At 40.5% G+C, this 22369-nt stretch carries 19 protein-coding genes; 9 read left to right on the top strand and 10 right to left on the bottom strand.

Annotation, left to right across the window (positions count from 1 at the left end; all coding sequences use genetic code 11):
* The first annotated feature begins 397 nt into the window (after nucleotides 1-397).
* Entirely contained in the window at nucleotides 398-3334 is a 2937-nt protein-coding gene (polA, locus tag V7K98_RS28030; protein WP_335027957.1) for a DNA polymerase I, read from the top strand.
* 155 nt (nucleotides 3335-3489) lie between these two features.
* Here the strand turns inward: polA and psb27 are convergent, their stop codons facing one another.
* From psb27 to V7K98_RS28015, 3 genes are all read right to left on the bottom strand, one after another.
* The gene (gene psb27 / locus V7K98_RS28025) at nucleotides 3490-3894 is read right to left on the bottom strand and encodes a photosystem II protein Psb27 (RefSeq protein ID WP_335027955.1); all 405 of its coding nucleotides are present in this window, start codon (nucleotides 3892-3894) and stop codon (nucleotides 3490-3492) included.
* A gap of 180 nt (nucleotides 3895-4074) precedes the next feature.
* On the bottom strand, nucleotides 4075-4773 hold the full coding sequence (locus tag V7K98_RS28020) for a phosphatase PAP2 family protein (RefSeq protein WP_335027953.1): 699 nt from the start codon (nucleotides 4771-4773) through the stop codon (nucleotides 4075-4077).
* A gap of 12 nt (nucleotides 4774-4785) precedes the next feature.
* Entirely contained in the window at nucleotides 4786-5490 is a 705-nt protein-coding gene (locus V7K98_RS28015; RefSeq protein WP_335028190.1) for a COG4705 family protein, read from the bottom strand.
* A gap of 284 nt (nucleotides 5491-5774) precedes the next feature.
* On the opposite strand from V7K98_RS28015, the gene V7K98_RS28010 reads away from it, so the two are divergent.
* On the top strand, nucleotides 5775-6245 hold the full coding sequence (locus V7K98_RS28010) for a PepSY domain-containing protein (protein ID WP_335027951.1): 471 nt from the start codon (nucleotides 5775-5777) through the stop codon (nucleotides 6243-6245).
* Between the two features lie 14 nt (nucleotides 6246-6259).
* Here V7K98_RS28010 and V7K98_RS28005 read toward each other — a convergent pair whose 3' ends face one another.
* From V7K98_RS28005 to V7K98_RS27990, 4 genes are all read right to left on the bottom strand, one after another.
* Nucleotides 6260-7492, bottom strand: coding sequence for a sensor histidine kinase (locus V7K98_RS28005; protein ID WP_335027949.1), 1233 nt, complete (start codon nucleotides 7490-7492; stop codon nucleotides 6260-6262).
* Nucleotides 7493-7521: 29 nt separating this feature from the next.
* On the bottom strand, nucleotides 7522-8196 hold the full coding sequence (locus V7K98_RS28000; protein ID WP_335027948.1) for a response regulator transcription factor: 675 nt from the start codon (nucleotides 8194-8196) through the stop codon (nucleotides 7522-7524).
* 154 nt (nucleotides 8197-8350) lie between these two features.
* Nucleotides 8351-9493: a 7,8-didemethyl-8-hydroxy-5-deazariboflavin synthase subunit CofH gene (gene cofH / locus V7K98_RS27995; protein ID WP_335027946.1), complete on the bottom strand. Its 1143-nt coding sequence runs from the start codon at nucleotides 9491-9493 to the stop codon at nucleotides 8351-8353.
* A gap of 207 nt (nucleotides 9494-9700) precedes the next feature.
* Entirely contained in the window at nucleotides 9701-11185 is a 1485-nt protein-coding gene (locus V7K98_RS27990; protein WP_335027944.1) for a glycosyltransferase family 39 protein, read from the bottom strand.
* 623 nt (nucleotides 11186-11808) lie between these two features.
* Here V7K98_RS27990 and V7K98_RS27985 point away from each other — a divergent pair.
* From V7K98_RS27985 to V7K98_RS27970, 4 genes are all read left to right on the top strand, one after another.
* Complete coding sequence (locus V7K98_RS27985) at nucleotides 11809-12834, top strand: multicopper oxidase domain-containing protein (RefSeq protein WP_335027942.1); 1026 nt, start codon at nucleotides 11809-11811, stop codon at nucleotides 12832-12834.
* A 171-nt stretch (nucleotides 12835-13005) separates the two neighbouring features.
* Entirely contained in the window at nucleotides 13006-14043 is a 1038-nt protein-coding gene (locus tag V7K98_RS27980) for a helix-hairpin-helix domain-containing protein (protein WP_335027940.1), read from the top strand.
* A 110-nt stretch (nucleotides 14044-14153) separates the two neighbouring features.
* Nucleotides 14154-14588 (top strand): ferritin-like domain-containing protein, encoded by a 435-nt coding sequence (locus V7K98_RS27975; protein WP_292841925.1) that lies wholly within the window; start codon nucleotides 14154-14156, stop codon nucleotides 14586-14588.
* A gap of 92 nt (nucleotides 14589-14680) precedes the next feature.
* Entirely contained in the window at nucleotides 14681-15649 is a 969-nt protein-coding gene (locus V7K98_RS27970) for an FTR1 family iron permease (protein ID WP_335027938.1), read from the top strand.
* Between the two features lie 62 nt (nucleotides 15650-15711).
* Here the strand turns inward: V7K98_RS27970 and V7K98_RS27965 are convergent, their stop codons facing one another.
* The gene (locus tag V7K98_RS27965; protein ID WP_335027936.1) at nucleotides 15712-16647 is read right to left on the bottom strand and encodes an ABC transporter substrate-binding protein; all 936 of its coding nucleotides are present in this window, start codon (nucleotides 16645-16647) and stop codon (nucleotides 15712-15714) included.
* A 659-nt stretch (nucleotides 16648-17306) separates the two neighbouring features.
* On the opposite strand from V7K98_RS27965, the gene V7K98_RS27960 reads away from it, so the two are divergent.
* Nucleotides 17307-18806, top strand: coding sequence for a family 10 glycosylhydrolase (locus tag V7K98_RS27960; protein WP_335027934.1), 1500 nt, complete (start codon nucleotides 17307-17309; stop codon nucleotides 18804-18806).
* Between the two features lie 68 nt (nucleotides 18807-18874).
* On the opposite strand, the gene V7K98_RS27955 is transcribed toward V7K98_RS27960, so the two are convergent.
* Nucleotides 18875-19492 (bottom strand): molybdenum cofactor guanylyltransferase, encoded by a 618-nt coding sequence (locus tag V7K98_RS27955; protein WP_335027932.1) that lies wholly within the window; start codon nucleotides 19490-19492, stop codon nucleotides 18875-18877.
* 94 nt (nucleotides 19493-19586) lie between these two features.
* Between V7K98_RS27955 and V7K98_RS27950 the strand changes: the two genes are divergently transcribed.
* A complete protein-coding gene (locus V7K98_RS27950) occupies nucleotides 19587-19808 on the top strand; it encodes a hypothetical protein (RefSeq protein WP_104901588.1) in 222 nt (73 codons plus the stop codon).
* The gene (locus tag V7K98_RS27945) at nucleotides 19805-20227 is read left to right on the top strand and encodes a type II toxin-antitoxin system VapC family toxin (protein ID WP_335027930.1); all 423 of its coding nucleotides are present in this window, start codon (nucleotides 19805-19807) and stop codon (nucleotides 20225-20227) included. The genes V7K98_RS27950 and V7K98_RS27945 overlap by 4 nt, the downstream gene beginning before the upstream one ends.
* Nucleotides 20228-20279: 52 nt before the next feature.
* Here V7K98_RS27945 and V7K98_RS27940 read toward each other — a convergent pair whose 3' ends face one another.
* Complete coding sequence (locus tag V7K98_RS27940) at nucleotides 20280-22337, bottom strand: thioredoxin domain-containing protein (protein WP_335027928.1); 2058 nt, start codon at nucleotides 22335-22337, stop codon at nucleotides 20280-20282.
* Nucleotides 22338-22369 lie beyond the last annotated feature (32 nt).

The following is a 22369-nucleotide window of genomic DNA, read 5'->3' as shown; positions in this document are numbered from 1 at the left end:
ATTGCTACATATAAAGTTTTGGTAAGGAAAAGAGGCTTTAATAGTGGCAGTCTCATGTTGAAATACTAAGCTAGTTTTGAGAAGTAAGCTAGGTGAACGTAATTAAACATAAACCGCTCAGGAGATAGCTCTCTGACTTCTCACCAGAATATAGAGTATATAGTTACTGTCTGGTTACTATGTTCATACTCACGTACTTAATTAGGGCGGTATTGCTGCCAAAATTGGTTCTACTAGGCTTCCGTGCTAAGACCGCAAATGGTAGACAAATATATGTCTAAAATTATACGCAAAGTTAATTGATATGCAAAAGTTGGGCTATTTTCGCCAAAGCCAAGCTGAACTAGCATCTAAAAATTGCTAACTATGTGACAAAGCTTCTGGCTAAAATAGGGCTATGTCTGAAACTTTCACTTCTGTAACTGCAACACGCCCTACGTTCATCCTTGTAGATGGGCACTCCCTGGCTTATCGTTCATACTTTGCTTTTGCCAAAGGGCGAGATGGAGGACTGCGTACTAAAGCAGGGATTCCCACGAGTATATGTTTTGGTTTTGTGAAGTGCTTGCTGGAGGTAATGGCAACACAACAGCCCCAAGCAATGGCGATCGCTTTTGATTTGGGTGAGGCCACTTTTCGCCACGAAGCTGACGAGACTTACAAAGCCGATCGCAAAGAAACGCCGGAAGACTTCATTCCTGATTTAGCAAACCTACATGAGTTGCTAAATGGCTTCAATCTACCGATTTTTACTGCCCCCGGTTTCGAGGCAGATGATGTTTTGGGAACCTTAGCACAGCGAGTAACTGCTGCTGGGTATAGGGTGAAGATTCTTACAGGCGATCGCGATTTATTTCAACTGATCGACTCTGACAAAGAAATCACTGTTCTGAATTTTAGTCCAGATGCCATAAAACGCTCTACAAATAGCATTACGGAATTTGAAGCAGAACAAGTCAAAGAGAAGATGGGCGTTTTGCCTTCACAAATTATCGATTTCAAAGCTCTTTGTGGTGATAAATCAGATAATATTCCTGGGGTTAAGGGAATTGGAGAAAAGACGGCAGTACAACTGCTAAATACTTATGGTTCCCTTGAGAATATTTATGCTGCGTTAGATGAAATTAAAGGCGCAACTCAGAAAAAACTAGCCACGGGTAAAGAAGATGCCGATAAGTCTCGTTATTTGGCAACCATAGTTTTAGATGTTCCTATAGAAATTAATTTAGAAGATTGCAAATTAAAAGGGTTTGATATAAGCGTCTTATCCCCCATTTTAGAAAAATTAGAATTCAAGTCTTTTTTAGGTAGAATCAACGACCTACAGCAACGTTTTGGTGGCAAAGTTGACGAAAAGCCAGAAGCTAAAACAGACGCAATTAATCCTAACTCAGAATTGAGGGATGATGAAGATAATGAATTGTGGTTTTTCAGTGCCAGTGATACAGCAGCAGTTGCACAAAAATCTATTTCTCCCATTACACCACTTATCATCAACAACGAAGCGAAACTAACTGAGTTAGTGAAACTTTTGCAAACATTCACTAACCCAGAGACTCCCGTTGCTTGGGATACTGAAACTACCTCTTTAGAACCGAGAGATGCTGAGTTAGTAGGAATTGGTTGCTGCTGGGGAATGCAACCTGATGAAGTAGCCTATATTCCTGTGGGGCATAAAACTGGGGAAAATTTGCATAAAGATTTGGTGCTAGAAGCATTACGCCCAATTCTCGAAAGTGCTGATTATCCCAAAGCTTTACAGAATGCCAAATTTGACCGCTTAGTTCTAAGGTGTCAAGGGATTAATTTGGCGAGAGTAGTGTTTGATCCGATGCTAGCTAGTTATCTTCTAAAGCCAGATGCTAAACATAATTTAGCTGACTTGGCGCAGCAACACTTGGGATTGACGGCGAAAAGTTATTTAGAATTAGTTCCTAAAGGCAAAACTATCGCTGATATAGATATTCCCTCTGTCGCCGATTACTGCGGTATGGATGCTTATTCTACATTTGGCTTAGTAGTAAAACTGCGAGAAAAACTGGAGAAAATTCCAACTTTGTACAAGCTATTCGTGGAAGTGGAACAGCCTGTAGAAGCAGTTTTAGCAGAAATGGAATATACAGGTGTCCGCATTGACGTTCCTTATCTTGAAAAACTTTCAGAACAGCTAGAAAAAGATTTGGCAGGAATCGAACAAAAAGCGTATGCCGCTGTTCCTGGTGAAGCCTTCAACTTGAACTCACCTAAGCAGTTAAGTGAATTACTGTTTAACAAGCTAAATTTAGACCGTAAAAAGTCTCGTAAAACTCCTACGGGTTTTTATTCCACTGACGCGGCGACGCTAGAAAATTTACAAGGAGATCACCCTTTTGTTGATGCGCTTTTAGAGTACCGCACTTTACACAAGCTTTATTCTACATACGTTAAAGCAATACCGAAACTAGTACGCCCAGATACGCAACGGGTGCATACAGATTTTAATCAGACTGTTACAGATACTGGACGTTTATCTTCTTCTAATCCGAATTTACAAAACATTCCAGTTGGTACAGCTTTTAGTCGCCAAATTCGGAAGGCGTTTTTGCCAGAAGCTGGTTGGTTAATGGTGGCTGCTGATTACTCACAAATTGAATTGCGGATTTTGGCTCATTTGAGTCAAGAGCCGATATTAGTGCAAGCATATCAGCAAAATGAAGATGTTCACACTGTGACTGCGCGGTTAGTATTTGAAAAAGAAAATATCACCTCAGAAGAACGAGGGATGGCAAAAACTATCAATTTTGGCGTGATTTATGGCATGGGTTCTCTTAGATTTTCGCGCTCAACTGGGATAGATAAGAACATTGCCAACGAGTTCATTAAACGGTTTAATGAAAGATATCCGAAAGTTTTTGCATATTTAGAGCAAGTAAAAAAAGAAGCGATCGCTCTTGGTTATGTAGAAACTATTCTCGGTCGTCGTCGTTATTTTGACTTTACTAATAACAGCTTACGTAGATTAAAAGGCAGTAATCCAGAAGATATTGATTTGGGTAAATTGAAGAATTTGGGCCCTTATGATGCGGGTTTATTACGTTCGGCTGCTAATGCACCAATTCAAGGCTCTAATGCTGATATTATCAAAATTGCAATGGTAAGACTGCATGAGGTTTTGAAGAACTATCAGGCGCGTTTGTTGTTGCAAGTTCACGATGAATTAGTGTTTGAAATTCCCCCTAATGAGTGGGAAGAATTACAACCGCAGATTAAGTCGGTGATGGAAAACGCAGTCCAGTTGAGTGTGCCGTTGCTGGTGGAGGCGCGTGTTGGTGAAAATTGGATGGATACGAAGTAATCAAGAGTCATTAAGTATTGACTCTTGATGATGCAGTAGGCAATAAGCTGTTCTACATTTAGATTGGATGAAATCGGCGGGCAAGATGCCCACCCCACAAGAATTGTGTTTAATTTTGTTATGCAAATTAGAGGTTTTTTTGCTTAGTTTTAGAGTTAACCGCCACGCTTTAGCGCTGCTTCAACTTGCTGTAATTCCTTCTCTAAACGATTTTTAAGTTTTTCGGGTACGGGACGATTTGGGTAAGAACTGTAGTGTCCAGCCAGGGAATTGAGGGCTGTTCGCATGGTTGTAAAGGAGCCAAGACTAGAAACAGAGTTAACTCGCTGATAACGAGCCGAAAAGTCATTAATTTTCTGACGCGCTTCTGCTTGAACTGTTGTTTTGTCTGCTGAATCTTGTGATAGATTCAGAGCTTGTTTCATCACATTGACCACATCTAAGGTGTCTTGGCGATAATCCCCAGTTAAGCTATCTGGACTGCCAGAACAGCCCATTAAGCCGATAGATAGAACCAAAACCAGCGCAAGCAAACGCGACCAATAGCGCTTCATATGCATTAAGTAGAAGAATACGTAAATCAACGTCTATCGTATCTTGGATTGGTAACTTGGGGATCAATTAGGTTTAGATTTTAAACGCAAAGGAGCGCGGAGGTAAGCGCAGAGGCACGCAGAGAATTTCGCTACGAATTAATGGAATGTTGTACTTAGAGTTATGGGATTAGAGGTTGAGAGGATTTAATTAACTAAGTTTTCCTGCCTTAATTTCTGCAATTTGAGCATTGTAATACATATCATCAGCCATAAAAAGCCGACTCCATAACCTGCAATTATATCTGTGGGCCAATGGACTCCTAAATATAGGCGGCTAATACCAATAACAGCAATTAAAATAACTGTCAAACTGTAAATAAATGTGGCAAAACGAGGATAGTGAGTTGCCAATTCGTAAGCAATAAAACCATAAAGCACCATAGAACCTAGTGCATGTCCGCTAGGAAAACTAAAAGATTTTTCAGAAATCAAGCGATGCCATAGTTCAGGGCGAGGTTTAGAAAAAAATAACTTTAACCCTGTATTTAAAATGAATCCTCCTAAACAAGCAAGGATGAAAAATTTTGCTTCTTCTCGATAACGTTGCCACCAAAGTAATATTAGATTAACGCTGACAACGATGACCACTGTACTAGGATTACCAAGATTGGTAATGAACAACATGAAATTATCTAGGCTGGGATTGGCAAACTGATGTAGCCATAACAAAAAATTAGTATCAAATGCAAAAGCTTCTCGTTCTAAAACTTCTTCAGCTATTTTTGCTAAAACAAAAAGTATCACCAGACAACTAGCAAGTCCAACAATACCAATTGTGGCAATTAAAGCAGCCAAACGAGGGTGTATGTGACGCAACCAGAAATTAGAAATTTGTCGGAGCATACTTAAAACGTATCACTCAATTGGACGACGCACTTTTTTTTCATTTCGCACAGAAAAGAATAGGACAACCGCCAGCAGGATAAAGGCGATCGCAGAAGCATATTCCCTTGGCAGTGATAAACCGCCATTTTTGACTGGTTTGGTCAGAAAATCTCCGAAGGTGGCTCCGAAGGGACGTGTGAAGATGAATGCAAGCCAGAATAGCAGAATATCGCTTAACTTTGTGACGTAGTGAAGGGCGATGACAACACCAATGACGCTAGCTGTCACCAATGCGCCCTGAATATAGCTTAGTCCTAAGTTGCTTGTGAGAAAGTCACCAAAGGCTGTTCCCAAACTGTTGGAGAACACCACAGCCAGCCAGTAGGTAGTCTCTGCATCTTTCCTCACAATCGGATAAACGCTCAGATTGCGATCGCGATAGTACCAGATGCTAAGAACGCTCAATAAACAGGCTACCAGGATAAGCGACCCCAGTGCATAGCCAAGCCCAAGAGATCGATCCATCAGGTCTGAAACTTCGGTTCCGGCTGTGGTTGTAGCGATGATGGCCGTCCAGTAAAGGACGGGAATATATCTATCGGATTGAATTTGAAAAAACAGGAGAATAGCCAGAATAGCGAAGGTTATGGCAAAGGCTACGTAATACCCTAGTCCAAGAGACATTGAGATGAAGTCACCGGCTGTTTCGCCGAGTGTTGTAGCGATGATCTTCATGATCCAGAAGAAAATCGTGACTTTTGCAACTTTATTCATTTATTTTTCATAATTATTAAAGTTAGCTGTGTTGTCATAAATTACTGAGTGATTGTACTTTACACAGCAAAAGTCAAGAAATAGTCAAGATTTGATTTAAAAGGGAATTTTCTCAGAATATAGATGCTAAAAATAGCTAAAATATTTCAATATTTGATATTTAATTCAAAGCATTCTTGACTACTTCTTGACTTTTATTACTTACTGTGAAAATACAAACCTAGAATTCAAGGGATTTTTCAAGGATGAGAACTTCAACAAAACTCATTTTGACAGCAGCTTTTGTTGGTACTTTGGGATTCGCTGGATTGTCCAGAGTGGTATTTGCAAAACAACCGCAATCTTTCGTAGCAATTGCACGTCAGCATCATAGTGCTATCCAAGTTGCTGAAGCTAGTGATGGCGACGGTGAAAAAAATGACGATGCAGAAGAACAGCAAGAAGCAACAAAACTGCAACCGCTAGCTAAAATTACAGCACAACAAGCACAGCAAACTGTTGAAGCATCTGTGGGAGCTAAAGCGAAAAGTATTAAACTCGAAAACGAAGATGGCAACTTAGTTTATTCGGTAGAAATTGGTCAGCAAGATATTAAGGTTGATGCTGGCAATGGCAAAGTTCTCTATGCTGAGAATACTAATCAACAAGATGAAAAAAATGAAGCTAATCGTCCCAAGAGTAGTATTCAAGTTAAAGAAACTAATGATGATAAATAAGTAGGTAATTGAGTTTATGGAGTTGGTAAACGCACAGTAAAACAACTACCAACTCCTAATTGACTCGTAACACTAATCAATCCGCCGTGATTTTGGGCAATAGCTTGAGCGATCGCTAGCCCTAAGCCAGAACCACCTGACCAATAAGAACGAGACTGATCTGCTCGCCAAAAACGCTCAAAAACCTTGTCGATATACTCTGGTGCAATTCCGACACCTGTGTCTTGTAGATTGACATAAAGCTGGGAACCGACACGACTGCTTTTAATTTCAACTACGCCCCCTGATGGTGTGTAATGGAGTGCATTTTCAACTAAATTAGTAAACAGTCGCGTTAATTGAATTGAATCACCTATTAGCTGAAGATTAGCAATTAATTGAATTTTCAAGTTAATTTGTTTAGCTTCGGCTTGAGGTTTATACAGTTGGATTAGATTCTCTAATATTGACGTTAAATTGAGAGTATCCCTATTCTGATTTGAAACTTTATCAGTGCGGGCTAGCATCAATAAGTCTTCTGTGAGGCGAGTCATTTGGTTAGTAGCGTTGGCGATCGCCTGAAACTTCTCTGCATCTTTTGGCCCTATTTCTTCTGGATATTGTAGCGGTAACTCAGCATTAATTTTGATCGCCATTAACGGACTACGTAGTTCATGGGAAGCATCAGCAGTAAATTGTTTAAGCTTTTCAAAACTTTCTTCAATAGGTTGCATTGCTTGACGAGTTAGTAAAATTCCGCCAATACTACTCAGAACCAAAGTTATAATAATGCCACCGCCTAATCCCCAGTCGAGTTTTTCAAGGGTTTCATTAAATTCTTCCAAAGATTGACTTACCCTTACATACCCAACTAGCTCACCATTATCGCTAGCAATAATTGGTACAGTCACTACTTGGATAGGAACTTTACCCGTCTGAATTTGTACTATTTTGTTTGGTAAAAAAGGTAAGGTTAAAACAGTTTTTCCTTGTTGCATAATCAAATTTCCTTGAGGATCAAACCACTGTAATGCTTGATGAGAAGCAAGTAAATCTTGGGGACGAAAGTCACTTTCAATCGTTAGGCGACCTTTTTCAAATTCTACATTTGTAGCCGCAGCTTTCCCTATGGCTGTGAGTTTATCTGTGATTTGTTCAGTTAGGCTGCGAGTGAAAACAAATCGGACTGCGATCGCAAATATTCCCAAAAGCGATGCGAACACTCCTAAGTAAGACAACAATAAACGATATCTGATTTTTTGAAACACATTGTTTCTGTTATTTATATGAAATTATTCTACTTTTTTCCTAGACGATAACCTATGCCATAGATATTTTCAATCAGGTCTTCTGAACTTCCAGATGCTCTAAGTTTATTCCGCAAATTTGTAATATGAGTTTTAATACTTCCTTCCCCCGAAAATTTATCAAAGTCCCACAATTTATCAAGAATCACCGAACGAGTGACAATTTGATTTTGGTGTTTCAAAAAATATTCTAATATCATATATTCTTTGGGAGTTAATGATATGATATTTTCGGCATAAGTAACTTGTTGAGTTGCTGGATCTAGTTGTAAATCACCGTGGATTAAAATCTGGGGACGAATCTCTGGAGTTCTTCTAGCTAAAGCCCTGATGCGTGCTGCTAACTCTTTTAATTCAAATGGTTTAACTAAGTAATCATCAGCACCAGCATCGAGTCCGATAATTTTATCGTCTGTTGTATCTCGTGCCGTCAACATTAAAATTAGAACATTAGATGAAGTTGCGCGTAAACGCTTACATAGAGTAATTCCATCTAATTTAGGAAGCATTAAATCTAATAAAATTAGCTCATATAATGCTGATTGCGACCATTCCCAAGCTGCCAAGCCATCGGTTGTTATATCTACAATATGGTGTTGTCGTCTTAAAAACTCGGCTAATGGCTTGGCAATGCGATCGTCATCTTCAACTATCAAAATTCTCATTATGCTCTACCTCTAAGTTAAGCGTTGAAGACTAACTCTTTTTTGCTCTCTGCTCTCTCTGTGTCTCTGCGGTTAAAAAGTAATTTATTGAACCGCAGAGGCGCAGAGAACACAGAGGGAAGAGGAATTTTTATCCAGCTTGAAAGGGAAATTCTTAAATCTCAACTTTTTGATAAAGAGTATCACGTTGTTGGTAAGGTCGTCCTAAAGAAGCGATCGCAGTTTGCAAAGTTTCCACTTCCATGCATGTACCACCCAAAGCACCTGCCATTGTGGTAATATGCTCCTCCATCAATGTACCGCCGATATCGTTGCAACCCCAAACTAAGGCTTCGGTTGCACCTGCAAGCCCCAGTTTTACCCAACTCTGCTGATGGTTGGGAATCCAATTACCCAAGTAAATCCGCGCCACAGCGCCTAGCAGCAGCGCATCGCTTAAAACTGGCTGATCGCGTCCAACACGGCGACGTAAGGGTTTGGGGGCTTCTTGACCTACGAAGGGTAATAAAATAAACTCTGTGATCTTTGCGGGATATCCCTGATTGATGGCAGTTTTTTGGAGCGATCGCAATTTTTCTAAATGTCCGATTTGCTGTTCGTGGGTTTCAATATGCCCAGATAACATGGTGCTGGTGGTATATAAACCTAATTTATGAGCGGTGCTGACAATTTCTAGCCAAGTGGCTGTATTAATCTTCTCTGGACACAATATCCGCCTTACTTCATCGTCTAATACTTCTGCTGCTGTTCCCGGCATTGAGGCAACACCAGCATCGCGCAAAGCAATAATCACATCAGCATACTCAAGTCCATCAAGTCTGGCGATAAATTCCACTTCCTGGGGTGAGAAAGCGTGGAGATGTATCTGCGGAAATTCCTGTTTGATGGTTTCCACTACCTTGAGGTAATAGGGTAAAGATTTACCATTTATCTGCGCTTGTGGATTTAACCCACCCTGCATACAGATTTCCGTCGCCCCCCGTTGCACTGCATCTGTCGCTTTTTCTAAAATTTGCGCCGAATCTAACCAGTATGCACCGACATCACCATCATCTCGACGGAAGGCACAAAAACTACAGTGCTGCTCACAAATATTGGTAAAGTTAATATTCCGATTAATTATGTATGTAACCGTATCGCCTGCTTGAGTGTGGCGGAGTGTGTCGGATGTAGTACGGATTGCTGCGATCGCCTCTGGCTCAGTTTGTTGTAACAACACCACTCCTTCTTCGGGAGATAAGTCGTATCCCATCAAGGCGCGTTCAAGAATTTTTTCAACAGCAATTTTTGTCAGCATTACTTTCTTTTTTCTGAGTAAATTTTAATTTTATGATCTGGAAAATAATCAAATTTTACTTATAGCGTTTCCTAGTCTGCTGAGGTACAAATCTCTGCGTACCTCTGCGCTTTACTTTGCGTCCCTTTGCGTTTCAAAATATTATTTGTACCTCACGTAACTGGTAATCGCTATAATAAATATACCAAGTTATAGAGAATCCAAACTTTATCTGCTTTTCTGTTCTAACCGCCACAATCTACCATACTGAAAAACATCGACCAGTTTGTATTTCTTCTCAAGCTCAGAGCGAAATTTCTTAGAAGGATTATACAAAAATAAATTACTGAAACTATCAGGAATATTTGGTATGCTTGGTTCAGTTACCAATTGCATCTGTACTTTGTAATCGAGCAGATGAATCAGAGACATTATATCGCCAATATTTAAGGAATAATTACTACTAATTAATAGTGGGTTATTAGATTTATTGATGATACGAGCTATTTCAGGGTTTTTATGGCTGCCTTTATTCCACCATGTCTCAGCTTGAGAACTGACGGTACAAGATATAACTCCACTGGAAATTACTAGTACCATTACTAATTGCCAAAATTTCTGGGCGATTAACTTAGAAGAAATAATTTGACTTGCCAGCAAGTAAGCAACAGCTAGCTGGATACCTACATAACACGGAATGACATATCTAGCTCGGAGACTAAGCTTACCTCCAATAATCAAATCAGGCAAGATGAGAGCTAAAGCTGTTACCCCACTTAAGGTAAAAACAAATAACCAAACTCGTCTTTCTGCTTGACGATAAAGAAAGAAGAATGAATATAGTACCAAGATTAGTATTAAGGGAATTAAAAATCGACCCCAGCGCAAAATTGGCAAATTCAAATCTGGAAAAAATGGTTCGTAACGCCAAAAATCACCAAATAAATAGCTAATATTAGCAATCCAACCAGAAACCAAAAATGATACAGATTCTCTGGTTTGAGCGCTAGCTGTTGTGCGTTCAATTTCAGACAGGCTATTAATAACAGTTAAAATCCAAGGAACGAAAGCTAAAAATCCGGCACTGGTTGCTATTAGATAAGCTTTAACGGTTTTGGTGAATCGAAAGCGTTCAATGGCAAATACATAAATACCGTAGGCGATCGCTAGTAACCCAGAAAACAAAAAGGTGTACAATCCTACTGCAACTGTTACTGCATAAATCCCCCAAAGCTTTTTGCTACCAAGCCTTATTGCTCGCAGTAGTGCAATACTCGCTAGCAAAGTAGTAACCACCCACAAACCGAACTCCCTTGCTTCTTGGGCGTACAGTAGATGGAAAGGTGAAATTGTTAGAAGAGCTACGCTTATCCATGCCGTTATAGATGACTGAAATAATTCTAAGCACAACCAATAAATGCCAGGAAAGGCTAGCAGGCTAATTATGGCTGACAAGCTTCTCGTAGTCGCTACTGAATTGCCAAAAAATTGCATCCATAATCTAACAATCACGTAATAAAGTGGAGGATGTTGAGCATCTTCCACCGCCAAAGAATTGATTGTATTGATTAAACTTTTTTCAGAATTAGGCTGTTGATATTCTTGTATATCTCCAACCGCAAACACGCGCCCATTAAACACTTTTTGAACAAATTCTGTTTTAGTGTAACCAGAAATTCGTAATGAGGTATAAGCTTCATCGTGCCAGTACACTTTTCGATCCAGATAGGCGAAGCGAAAAAATATCCCTAATATTAACAAGGTTACGATTAAAAATCGTAACCAACTAGGAGGAAAATATTTTGTAGGAGGTAAATGTTTTGCAAGTACTAATTCTCTGTTTATCATAAAGATCGAATTATAGCAGTCCTAAATCATTTGTAAAAATAAATGAACCGCAGAGAGTTCTCAAGGTAGACGAGGTTTATTGTACATCTATCTAAGTAGTACTAAGGGAGTTCCAAATAAAAAAATACTCAACTACTTTCTTGTGGGGTGGGCAACATGAGCGCCCATATACAAAGGCGCTCATGTTGCCCACCCCACAAGATTGGGTAATTTATTTGTTGGAAGTCCCTAAAGCAATCAGCAGGAAAGAGTTAGCTTGATTCTGAAGATTATTTATACAGATGCCAGTGTATAAATCACTTAAATTAATATTGATAAATTTAGCCATTTTCAAGGAGTGAATTTTCCTTTGCTCTAAATTTAACAACTCAAATAGTAGTTTTGAAGCCCTATTAGATTATTGACAATAATTACTAATTCCTCTAATATTTAAAAGCAATTGCAAATCTTTTGCAATTCTTTTTTGGCGCTAACCGTAACAAAATGTCATGCCCAACAACTTCGCTCTAAGTAACGGAAAGCCTTGGAGCCGCCGTCAATTATTGCAGCTGGGACTAGCAGGTGCTGGAGTGACTGGTGCAGCTGGACTTTGGCAGATGCTAAATCTACAAAGTAAGTCCATCGTCAAAGTGCCACCATTCGATAGGTCAGCGCCAGATGATGTTACTAACCCAATGAAGATGTTAAGGGATTTTGATTATGGAACGGTAAAGCAAGAAAATGGGCGGACTATCCGCGAATTTCAGCTAACTGCGGGTACTTCCATCATAAAGCTCAATAGCGCTGTTTCTTACAACATCTGGGACTTAAATGGTCGCATACCAGGGCCAACACTACGGGCAAAACAAGGCGATCGCATTCGGGTACTATTTCTCAACAATGCGGGACATTCTCACTCGTTACATTTTCATGGGGTTCATCCGGCGGAAATGGATGGTGTTCGCCCAATCAGTAATGGCAGTGCCACAATTTATGAATTTGATGCTGAACCTTATGGTGTACACCTGTACCACTGCCATATTGAACCAGTCACCCGTCACATCGCTAAGGGACTATATGGGATGTTTATCATCGATCCACCTACTCCCCGTCCTCCGGCTGATGAGATTGTACTAGTAATGGGCGGGTATGACGTGAATGATGATAGTCATAACGATTATTATGCCTTCAATGGTTTGCCTCACTATTACATGCATAATCCCATTCCTATTTACAAAGATCAGTTGATTCGGCTCTATGTCCTCAACATCATTGAATACGATCCGGCAGTGACGTTTCATCTCCACGCTAACTTCTTTGATGTCTATCGCTATGGCATGAGTATGACTCCTAGTGAGAAAGCAGATGTGATTACGATGGGTGTAGCCGAAAGACACATCTTAGAATTTGCTTTTCGCTACCCAGGTAAGTATATGTTCCATCCCCATCAAGATGCGATCGCAGAAAACGGTTGCATGGGTCAATTTGAAGTACTTGCCCAGATTAACTCTCAAAATTCTGTCAAACATTCCTGACAATATTATTAATAATTCGTAATTAATTTATTAAGGTTTAGAAAATTAGTTGATAAAAAATGTCATTATATGCAACAGTAAATATCTATGACATTCTGTCAAACAAACTACTTTCTAGTAATAGTTTGAAATGTTTCAATTAATACTTTTTTAGTTGTGTGAGAAAGAAAAATGATAAAACTTCGCTATGTCTGTTTAACAGTAGCAGCAGCCTTAATAGTTACCTTGAGTTCGTGTACCAGTACACCAACCGCAGAAAATCCATCAGCACCAGTTGCTAGCACTCCAACTACAGAAGCAGTAAGTAGTAACAGTCATAGTGGTCATGGTAGCAAAGAAAAAATTAACATTAATAGTGCTATTTTGTCAGAATTAGATAAGTTTGAAGGTAAACTAGGTGTTCCAGCTTTATCTAACAAAATCCAAGCAGGTCGTCCTTATGGGAAACCAGAAGATTTAGTTACTAAAAAAGTCATTACTCAAGAACAGTTCGACCAAATTAAAGACCAGGTTGGTGTTCAAGAAGTGGCACTTACTGGTGAAGCAAAAGATGTTGACTACATGAGCAAGTTGGGCTTAATGAAAGGGCATCTTTTAGTAGCACGAGAACTACTAGATCAGAATCAGCCAAAACAAGCAGAACCTCATATTGGACATCCAGTTGAGGAAATTTATGTTGATGTAGAAGAACAATTAAATGAGCGCAAAGTCAAAGAATTTAAGACAACATTAGTGAGTTTGCAAGATTTAGTAAAATCTAATCCGAAGGATAGCAAAGTTAAAACTAATTTTACTTCTTCAGTGCAAGCAGTTGACGGAGCGATCGCAGCTTTGCCAGAAGCTCAACGCTCAAAACCGGGATTTGTGTTACAGGTAATTAACGAACTGCTAGATTCAGCTAACTCCGAATATGGCGCTGCGATCGCAGATGGTAAAATAACCGCCCCAATTGAGTATCAAGACTCCCGTGGTTTTGTCTTTTACGCCAATGATTTATACAAAGGAATTTCTAGTCAAGTAGCTCAAGCAGATCCCGAAGCGCACAAAGCGATCGATGCTAGTTTCGCTGAACTCATAAAAGTTTGGCCCTCCGCCATCCCACCAGCTAAAGCAGTCAAAACAACTAATGATGTTACCAAGCTGGTAAAAACCATTGAGGAAAACTCTCAAAAAGTGGTTGACAAATCCAATACCCAAGCACAGCGATAACAGTTTGTTTTAATGGAAAGCTCATGCTAAGGAGCTTAAAATGATGAAATCGTTAGGAATTACGTCCTCCTAACTTCTGACACTCCATTCGTTACTTTAACTAAGAAATGATGCAAGAACTTGACTATAAAAAGACTATTGACTTGCTGAACGCCATCATGGAATTTGAACTAGCAGGAGTAGTGCGTTATACACATTATTCTTTGATGGTAACTGGCCCTAACCGCATTCCAATTGTGGCTTTTTTCAAAGCACAAGCAAGCGAGTCTTTACTTCATGCTGAACAAGTAGGAGAAATTCTTACCGGTTTAGATGGGCATCCCTCCCTGAAAATTGCCCCAATGGAAGAAACTTACCAGCATAAAGTCAAAGATATCTTGGAAGAAAGCTTATCCCATGAAAAAAAGGCATTGGAACTGTATAAAAACCTCCTCGAAACTGTCACCAATGCTAGTATTTATCTTGAAGAATTCGCTCGTGGCATGATTGGGCAAGAAGAGATGCATAATCTCGAACTGAAAAAGATGCTACGCGATTTTAGCTAATAGTCATTAGTCATTAGTCATTAGTCAAAAACAAATTCAAATGACAAAGGACAACTGACTAATGACAAAAGACAAAAGACAAAGGAAAAAAGATGGATTTTAGTACTGCTCTACCTACTTTTGTAATCACACTCCGGGAAGGAGTGGAAGCTGCCCTAGTTGTTGGTATTGTGCTAGCTTTGCTGAAAAAAGCTAAACAATCTCGACTCAACTCTTGGGTATATGCGGGTGTCGGCGTTGGTATTGTCGTCAGTGCCTTTATAGGTGTGCTATTCAGTTGGGTAATTCAAATACTGGGAGCGGCGAATCCTCAATACACTACTGTAGTTGAGCCAGCCTTAGAAGGTGTGTTTAGTGTATTAGCGATCGCAATGCTCAGTTGGATGCTAATCTGGATGACTAAACAAGCCAAATTCATGAAAGCCACAGTTGAAGGAGCAGTAACAGAAGCGCTGACACAAGACTCAAATGCTGGTTGGGGTGTTTTTACTTTAATTTTAATTGCCGTTGTCCGTGAAGGCTTTGAAACTGTTCTGTTCGTTGCTGCTAATTTTCAACAGGGATTCATGCCAGCATTGGGTGCAATTGGTGGTTTGGTAGCAGCATCTGCCATTGGGGTGCTGCTATTTAAATGGGGTGTGAAAATTAACATCCGCCAGTTTTTCCAGGTAATGGGCGTTTTCTTAGTGTTGATTGTGGCTGGGTTGGTAGTTTCAGGCTTGAAACATTTTGACGAAGCTGTGGCAAACCTTGCTCTTAGCAGTCGTGCCACAGAAAACCTGTGTTTCTATTACGAACGTTTTACAAAAATCCACTCCTGTATTTTGGGGCCAATGGTTGCAAATACTTCCACAATCTTGCCTGACGAACAATTTCCTGGCATTATTCTCAAATCTTTATTTGGTTACAGAGACAATCTCTATCTTGTACAAGCAGTAGGATATGTGACGTTCTTACTAACCGTTGGAGGATTGTATTTCCGCAGCCTTGGAGGTGCTTCTCCTGAAGGTAAAAAAAATATCCCCTTTGGACAAAAACCGATTAGTTCTGCAAAAGATTGAACAACAAGATCCCCGACTTCTTAAAGAAGTCGGGGATCTGAAGCGTTGCGATTTTAAAAAAGCTAAGTACCTTGTGGTGCAAACAATACTTGCTTAAGCTGCTGACAAGCTTTTTCAATTGCATCTATACTACCTGGATTTACCAAACCAAAATAATCAAACACATAGACTCGGTTATTTTTAGTTGCTTGTAGTTGCTTCCAAAAAGCTTCCTTTTTCAGCGAATCTAAAAGTGCTGCTTCTGAATTACCTTGTGGGGGATTAACCAAAATTATCACCTCTGGGTTTGCTTCTAAAACCTTCTCAGCCGAAAGCGTCACATAGCCACCAATTGGGCTTTTTCCTTGTAAATCTGCCGCGATATTTTTCGCCTGGAATTTCGCCAGCAAATCCCCTGCCCAACTATTTTTATTAGGCGATAAAATTGGTTGACGACTAACCAGCGCTAGAGTAGAAAAACCCTGAGTTGGCTTTTCTGGTAAGAAAGTTTTATAACGATTTAACAAAGGCTGAGGATCGGCATCAATCTTTTTACCAAGGGTTTTAGTAAGTTCTTCTAGAGATTCCCAGTTATTCACCTTAGCTAATAAAGTCGGAATTCCTAGCTGCTGAAGTTTTTGAATTGGGATGTTAGAAAAGCCTTCCGCACCAATAACTAAATCTGGTTTGAGTGCTACCACTTTTTCTAAATTTGGTGGGTTTTGTCCTTCACTAACACGGGGAATATCTTTGAATCTTGAGTCATTTTTAAATAATTTACTACCAGTAATTCCGACAATTTTTGTTGGATCGAGTCGAGAGATAATATCCGCAGAAAGAGAAGAAAGAGCAACAACTCTTTTTGCTGAACCTGTTGATAATTGCTGAGAACTTGTGTTTGTCGTCTCAGTAGGGTTTGTGACTTTTATTTCTGACTGTTGAGTGGTTGCAGTCGTGCAAGCAGCTAAAACTATACTCATCAAAAGTGCTAAAGCAGATAAGAGCCAACGACGATGCATATTAAAATTCCTTCTGGGGTAAAAATTGCATACGAAAAATACTCAGCAGCACTTTCAAAAATCGCAAATGTAGCTTTTAGCACAATACAGTTCAGTTAAGGTTTTTATCTTCTCTCTGTGTACTCTGCGTCTCTGTGGTTTGTTAAAAAAACTGACTTTAACAAAAAGTTTTAGCCTTAACTGAACCGTATTAGCTTTTAGCAATATAGCTATAAATTACCAAGCAGGATCAATGCTGCCAGAGATTGGAACAATGTGATTAATAACAAGAGCTAAAATTCAAGTTATTCTTGTTTCCAAAAAACTACTGACTTTGGCAGATTTTCAGTAACTAAAGTAGATATATAGCGATTCCCATTCAGATGCAGTACAACATTAATTGCGAACGGCAGTGCCGTGCCCCTATGGGTGTATCTCACTCAACCGAGAACCGCTATAGAATCTAATAGTAGACTAAACTTCCTTTGTATTGAGACATTTTATACTGTCCTAAATACGTTTATGTATTCATAAAAAAATGCGGTAACACAAACAGGGCTTTGGCAGTCTTGAAAAAATAGGTTTTAAAACCATTACAGCTTAACTATATAATTCGATACACGTTGCCCACAATTATTTGAATTGGGGTCGATGATTATTGTGTCCATCTACTGGTAGGTATGTCTAACCATCCTTTGAACGTTGCAAGATCAACATTATTTTGGCGGCATCTATTTGCTGTTATTTTCACTACTAGTTCGTTGCTCCCCAACTTTGGAACCGAGCCAGCAAGGGCGCAAGCAACCCAATATTGTCAGTTATCATCATCGGTGGTGCAAGAAAAAGAAAATTTACGTTTATCAGCCCTTAAAGGCAATCAAGATGCCCAAACCCGCTACCAAAACTTACTAAAAAAACAGGCACAAGACTTACAGGAGTGCCGCACTCGGACGTGGCCACAAATTCAAGCTCTCTGGTTGCGTTTATATCCTTGTGACATTCGGCCAGGAATAATCGACCAGATTATGGATCGGATTGTCAACCGTGGCTATAACCAAGTTTATTTGGAAGTATTTTACGACGGACAGGTATTATTGCCAGCAAAAGCTAACCCGACGGTTTGGCCTTCTATAATTCGCACTCCAGGGACAGAAAACATCGATATACTCGCTACAGCAATTCAAAAAGGTCGGCAACGCGGTTTGAAGGTCTACGCTTGGATGTTTACTAACAATTTCGGCTATACTTATGCCCAGCGTCCAGATAGAGAAAGTGCGATCGCTCGCAATGGTAAAGGTCAAACCAGCCTATATGTTGTAGATAACGGCTCTCAAGTATTTATCGATCCCTACAACTCCCAAGCAAAAAGCGACTACTACCAATTAGTAAAAGAAGTTTTGCGCCGTCGTCCAGATGGTTTGCTATTAGATTACGTGCGCTATCCCCGGCAAGCCGGAAGTGATTCCATCGCCACAAAAGTTTCAGATTTATGGCTATTTAGTCCCGCAACTCAAGAAGCTTTATTTAAACGGGCACTGAATTATAAAGGGCTGGACTTAATTCGCCGCTATTTGAGCAAGGGATATGTCACCGGCGGAGATATCGCCCAAATTGATAAACTTTATCCCCAGGAAGGGGAACCTCTTTGGCAAGGGCGCATTCCGCCAACAGCGCAAAAATCAATTCTGTCTGCAACCGACAGACAACCACTTTTACAATGGGAATTGTGGCAGCTAGCAGTTGCTCACGCCATGCAAGGAATTCTAGATTTTGTCAACATGGCCAGTTACCCAGCCAAGCAGCAAGGTGTTTCCACGGGAGTAGTGTTTTTCCCTGATGGCAACCAAACTGTAGGACAAGGATATGATTCCCGTTTGCAACCTTGGGATCGTTTTCCCACGACATTAGAGTGGCATCCCATGTCTTATGGAAATTGCGGTAATGTCAGTTGTATTGTGGCGCAAGTGCAACGGGTTTTGAGTATGACAAAACCGGGTACTAAAGTGATTCCAGCTTTAGCCGGCAAATGGGGAGAATCGGTTAGTAATCGTCCATCCCTAGAAGTGCAAATGCAAGCACTCCGACAATTTGCGCCCCAACTGAAGGGAGTTAGCCATTTTGCCTATTCTTGGCAATATCCTGAGAATGATAACGATCGCAAATTTTGTCGCATTCGGTAATGAGTAGAGGGGGGAATTTTAAACGCAAAGGGGTGCGGAGGGAAGCGCAGAGGCACTCGGAGAATTCGCTAAGAACTAATGAAATTTTGTTTTACTAAGTCTGCTGGTGTATTACAGTTAAATAACATTTCGGGTTCTGCTAAAGGCAAAACTTCTACCGGATATTGCCGCAGCCATTGCTGAAACGATCGCCCCCCTTGGTTGATAAACTCTAAAAGTTGGGGCAAACAGCGACGGCGATAAAAACCACACAGAGGTTCCCAGCCTTTTGGATTATCGGCTAAAGCTGCGATCGCATTATCCCCCACACCATCAAGTTTAGTTACCCAATCTTGCAACACTTCAACCCGCAATCTCGGCAAATCGCAAGCTAGCAAAAGCACCCAATCTGTTTGCACTTCCGCTAGTGCTTGAGCAAAACCAACTAAAGGCCCCTGGGCTAAAGATTCTCCAGATAAAGGTACTTCTCGGATAAATTGGCAACCAGACAAAAGCAAATCTTGATAGCGTTCTGGCCAGGGAGTGATTATATAAACTGTATCAGCACAGCTTTGAGCGATCGCACAAACTCGCTGTAACAAAGGTATTCCTTCAATGGGAATCAAGGCTTTATCTTGACCCATACGAGAACTTTTACCGCCAGCTAAAACAATGGCGGTTAATTTGCTACATGAGTTAATAGTCATTCGTCAAAAAAAATAGAGGGTAAAAAACGAGTCAAACTAAATTAACCCCAAATGCTGAAAGTAAAATAAATTTATTCTCCACTTAAACCCCATCATGGCTATCCAAGAACTCGAACAACAACTCCTTCAGCTTTCCCCCAACGATAAACTGTACATCATTCAACTCCTTGCCCAAAGCCTAACCACACACAACACCCAACCAGATCAACCAAGCAAACTCTCAGATTTTTTCCGTCAATCCCCCCTAGCTGAACTCACCGAAGAACTTGACCTTAGTCGAGATCGCAGCCTCCCCCGTGATGCCTTCACCCCATGAATTACCTCCTTGATACCTGCTTGATTTCCGAACTTGTTGCCAAACAACCAAATCAACAAGTTTTAGATTGGTTAGATGCCCAAGTTCCAGAAAAACTTTACCTCAGCGTCATCACAATTGGCGAAATCGCTAAAGGCATCAGCAAAATTACTGCATCTAAGCGGAAAGAATCTCTAACAACTTGGCTGAATGAAACCCTACCCAATCGCTTTCAACAAAGAATTTTAAGTATAGATGTCTCAACAATGGTGTTGTGGGGAAATTTAATCGGGCAACTAGAACAGAATGGGCGACCTCTACCTGTGATGGATTCTCTGATTGCAGCGATTGCAATCCATAACTCTTTATCACTTGTCACCCGTAACGAAAAAGATTTTGTTGGAACAGGAGTTGTAATCGTTAATCCTTGGTCTGTTTAGGCTCATCACTGTACTGGGTCAGTAACATCCTAATTGGACAAATAAAACTATTTCACGCCCTCACCTGACTTTTGTCCACCTGCTGTAATAAATGCTCTACACTTTCGGCTGGTGCAAGACACTTCAAACCTTGGCAAACTAACCCAACGCTTCCCTCTGGTAAATCAGATGTTACGGCAAACACAGACGCTGGTAAAAACTTGGGGATCAGCGAGTTTATTTGCTCAGTTGTGCTGCGAATCAAGGTAGAATTCCGATACCAATCCAAGGCTGTAAATAAGCTAGGACAAGCTTGGGGAGCGCGATGCATCACACTTTTAAAGGCTTTCAAACCAAGTTCAGCTAAATCCAAATAATCTAGATTATCGGTGAGTATAGCCAGACGGACAAGATTAGCGATCGCAATTCCATTCGCTGAAGGTGTCGCATTATCGGTGTAACTCCGCTCTCTGACAATTAAATATTGACTAGAATCGCTTGATGTGTTATTATAGCCACCTAATTCCACACTCCAAAGAAATTCGTTAAATTCATCTTGGATAGCGATCGCATTTTCTAGCCATTGCTTATGCTCAGGGTTGGAAGCGTGTAAATCTAGCAAAGCTTTAATAAACAAAGCGTAATCTTCAGATTGAGCTAAAACAGTTGGTTCGCCTTGATAGTTGAGTCGCTGAAAACGCCCATTTACAAACTGATTTTCTAGGATAAAATTCGCCGCTCGTGCTGCTAATTCCAGATATGATGGTTCTTGGAAAACGCCGGCAGCCTTAGCTAGCCCAGAAATCATCAAGCTATTCCAGGCGACAATCATCTTCGTATCTGTCACCGAAGGAATACGACCAGGCCAATTAGTGGTTTTTGCTTCTTGGTTATTACTGGCTGGGGGAAAAGTTTCTAGTGACTCAGAATTAACGCCATAGCGAACAATAAATAACTTACTCAGTGCCGTTTCTAGCGTTCCACTCAGTTGATCGGAATTCCTTCTTTGTAAAACGTTACGTCCTTCAAAGTTACCGTTAGGGGTAAAAGTAAATTCTTCTTGTAATTCCCTTAATTCTTCAGGCGTTAATAGTTGTTGTACTTCGCTGTAACTCCAAACATAAAAAGCTCCTTCTTCTGGTTCTACAGCCGTGGGTTGGGTAAAGCTATCGGCATCTTGAGAAGCATAGAAGTAACCTTCCGGTGCGGTCATTTCCCGCTTTAGCCATTGTACAGTACCAGCGATCGCTCTTTCAAATGCTGGTTCTTGTATTCCTGCACTCCATAAATTAGCTAGATACTCCACAATTTGTCCATTGTCGTAGAGCATCTTTTCAAAATGCGGTACTGTCCAAGTCGGGTCAACAGTATAGCGATGAAAACCACCAGCTACATGGTCATAAATCCCACCCAGTGCTAAATCTAGTCCTCGCTGATTACAAACTTGTTTGCCATCATAGCGAGATTCAAAATTAAATCGAGTTCCCCGCAGCGCTAATTCTGCATAGGGGATCATCGGAAATCTATTACCAGATTGACTAGGAGTAATTACACCTGTGCTGGTTTCCCAACCTTGGCGGAGTAATTCCCGGTCTTCAAGCTCAGTTGTTATACCGTCTTGCAACACCGCAGATGTGAGCAGAGACTCAACAATTAAGGCTTTGCGTTGCTGTAATTCTACTTTTTCTGTATCGTAATAACGGCGAAGCGCTTGCAAAACCTGTAAAAATCCCGGACGACCATAGCGCGGGTCTACAGGGAAATAAGTCCCCGCATAAAACGGCACTAAATCTTCAGGGGAAAGAAAAATATTTAAAGGCCAACCTCCTTGACCGCTCATCATCTGCAAAGCCTGCATATAGATGCTATCGAGGTCAGGTCTTTCTTCCCTGTCTACTTTGATGGGAAGATAATTGGTATTCATGAAGTGGGCGATCGCAATATCAGAAAAAGCTTCGCCTTCCATCACAGTACACCAATGGCAACTAGAGTAGCCAATGGAGAGAAAAATCGGTTTATTTTGCGCTCTTGCAGTTGCAAGTGCTTCGTCACACCAAGGCCACCAATCAATGGGGTTTTCGGCGTGTTTGCGGAGATAGAGGCTCTTAGCTTCAGCAAGGCGATTAGTCACGATCAAATCCAAATAGTTGCCTTCTTTGCTCA

It is taken from the genome of Nostoc sp., from assembly GCF_036917435.1.
Classification (GTDB): Bacteria; Cyanobacteriota; Cyanobacteriia; order Cyanobacteriales; family Nostocaceae; genus Nostoc.
This window is presented reverse-complemented; position numbering and strand designations above follow the sequence as displayed.

Bases quoted from the DNA above. Each gene is read 5' to 3' on its own strand.
- V7K98_RS27945 (WP_335027930.1), top strand. From the start codon at position 19,805: ATGAATTACCTCCTTGATACCTGCTTGATTTCCGAACTTGTTGCCAAA.
- V7K98_RS27950 (WP_104901588.1), top strand. From the start codon at position 19,587: ATGGCTATCCAAGAACTCGAACAACAACTCCTTCAGCTTTCCCCCAAC.
- V7K98_RS27965 (WP_335027936.1), bottom strand. From the start codon at position 16,647: ATGCATCGTCGTTGGCTCTTATCTGCTTTAGCACTTTTGATGAGTATA.
- V7K98_RS28000 (WP_335027948.1), bottom strand. From the start codon at position 8,196: ATGAGAATTTTGATAGTTGAAGATGACGATCGCATTGCCAAGCCATTA.
- V7K98_RS28020 (WP_335027953.1), bottom strand. From the start codon at position 4,773: ATGCTCCGACAAATTTCTAATTTCTGGTTGCGTCACATACACCCTCGT.
- polA (WP_335027957.1), top strand. From the start codon at position 398: ATGTCTGAAACTTTCACTTCTGTAACTGCAACACGCCCTACGTTCATC.
- psb27 (WP_335027955.1), bottom strand. From the start codon at position 3,894: ATGCATATGAAGCGCTATTGGTCGCGTTTGCTTGCGCTGGTTTTGGTT.
- V7K98_RS27975 (WP_292841925.1), top strand. From the start codon at position 14,154: ATGCAAGAACTTGACTATAAAAAGACTATTGACTTGCTGAACGCCATC.
- V7K98_RS28015 (WP_335028190.1), bottom strand. From the start codon at position 5,490: ATGAAGATCATCGCTACAACACTCGGCGAAACAGCCGGTGACTTCATC.
- V7K98_RS27970 (WP_335027938.1), top strand. From the start codon at position 14,681: ATGGATTTTAGTACTGCTCTACCTACTTTTGTAATCACACTCCGGGAA.
- V7K98_RS27980 (WP_335027940.1), top strand. From the start codon at position 13,006: ATGATAAAACTTCGCTATGTCTGTTTAACAGTAGCAGCAGCCTTAATA.
- V7K98_RS27955 (WP_335027932.1), bottom strand. From the start codon at position 19,492: ATGACTATTAACTCATGTAGCAAATTAACCGCCATTGTTTTAGCTGGC.
- V7K98_RS27960 (WP_335027934.1), top strand. From the start codon at position 17,307: ATGTCTAACCATCCTTTGAACGTTGCAAGATCAACATTATTTTGGCGG.
- cofH (WP_335027946.1), bottom strand. From the start codon at position 9,493: ATGCTGACAAAAATTGCTGTTGAAAAAATTCTTGAACGCGCCTTGATG.
- V7K98_RS28010 (WP_335027951.1), top strand. From the start codon at position 5,775: ATGAGAACTTCAACAAAACTCATTTTGACAGCAGCTTTTGTTGGTACT.
- V7K98_RS27985 (WP_335027942.1), top strand. From the start codon at position 11,809: ATGCCCAACAACTTCGCTCTAAGTAACGGAAAGCCTTGGAGCCGCCGT.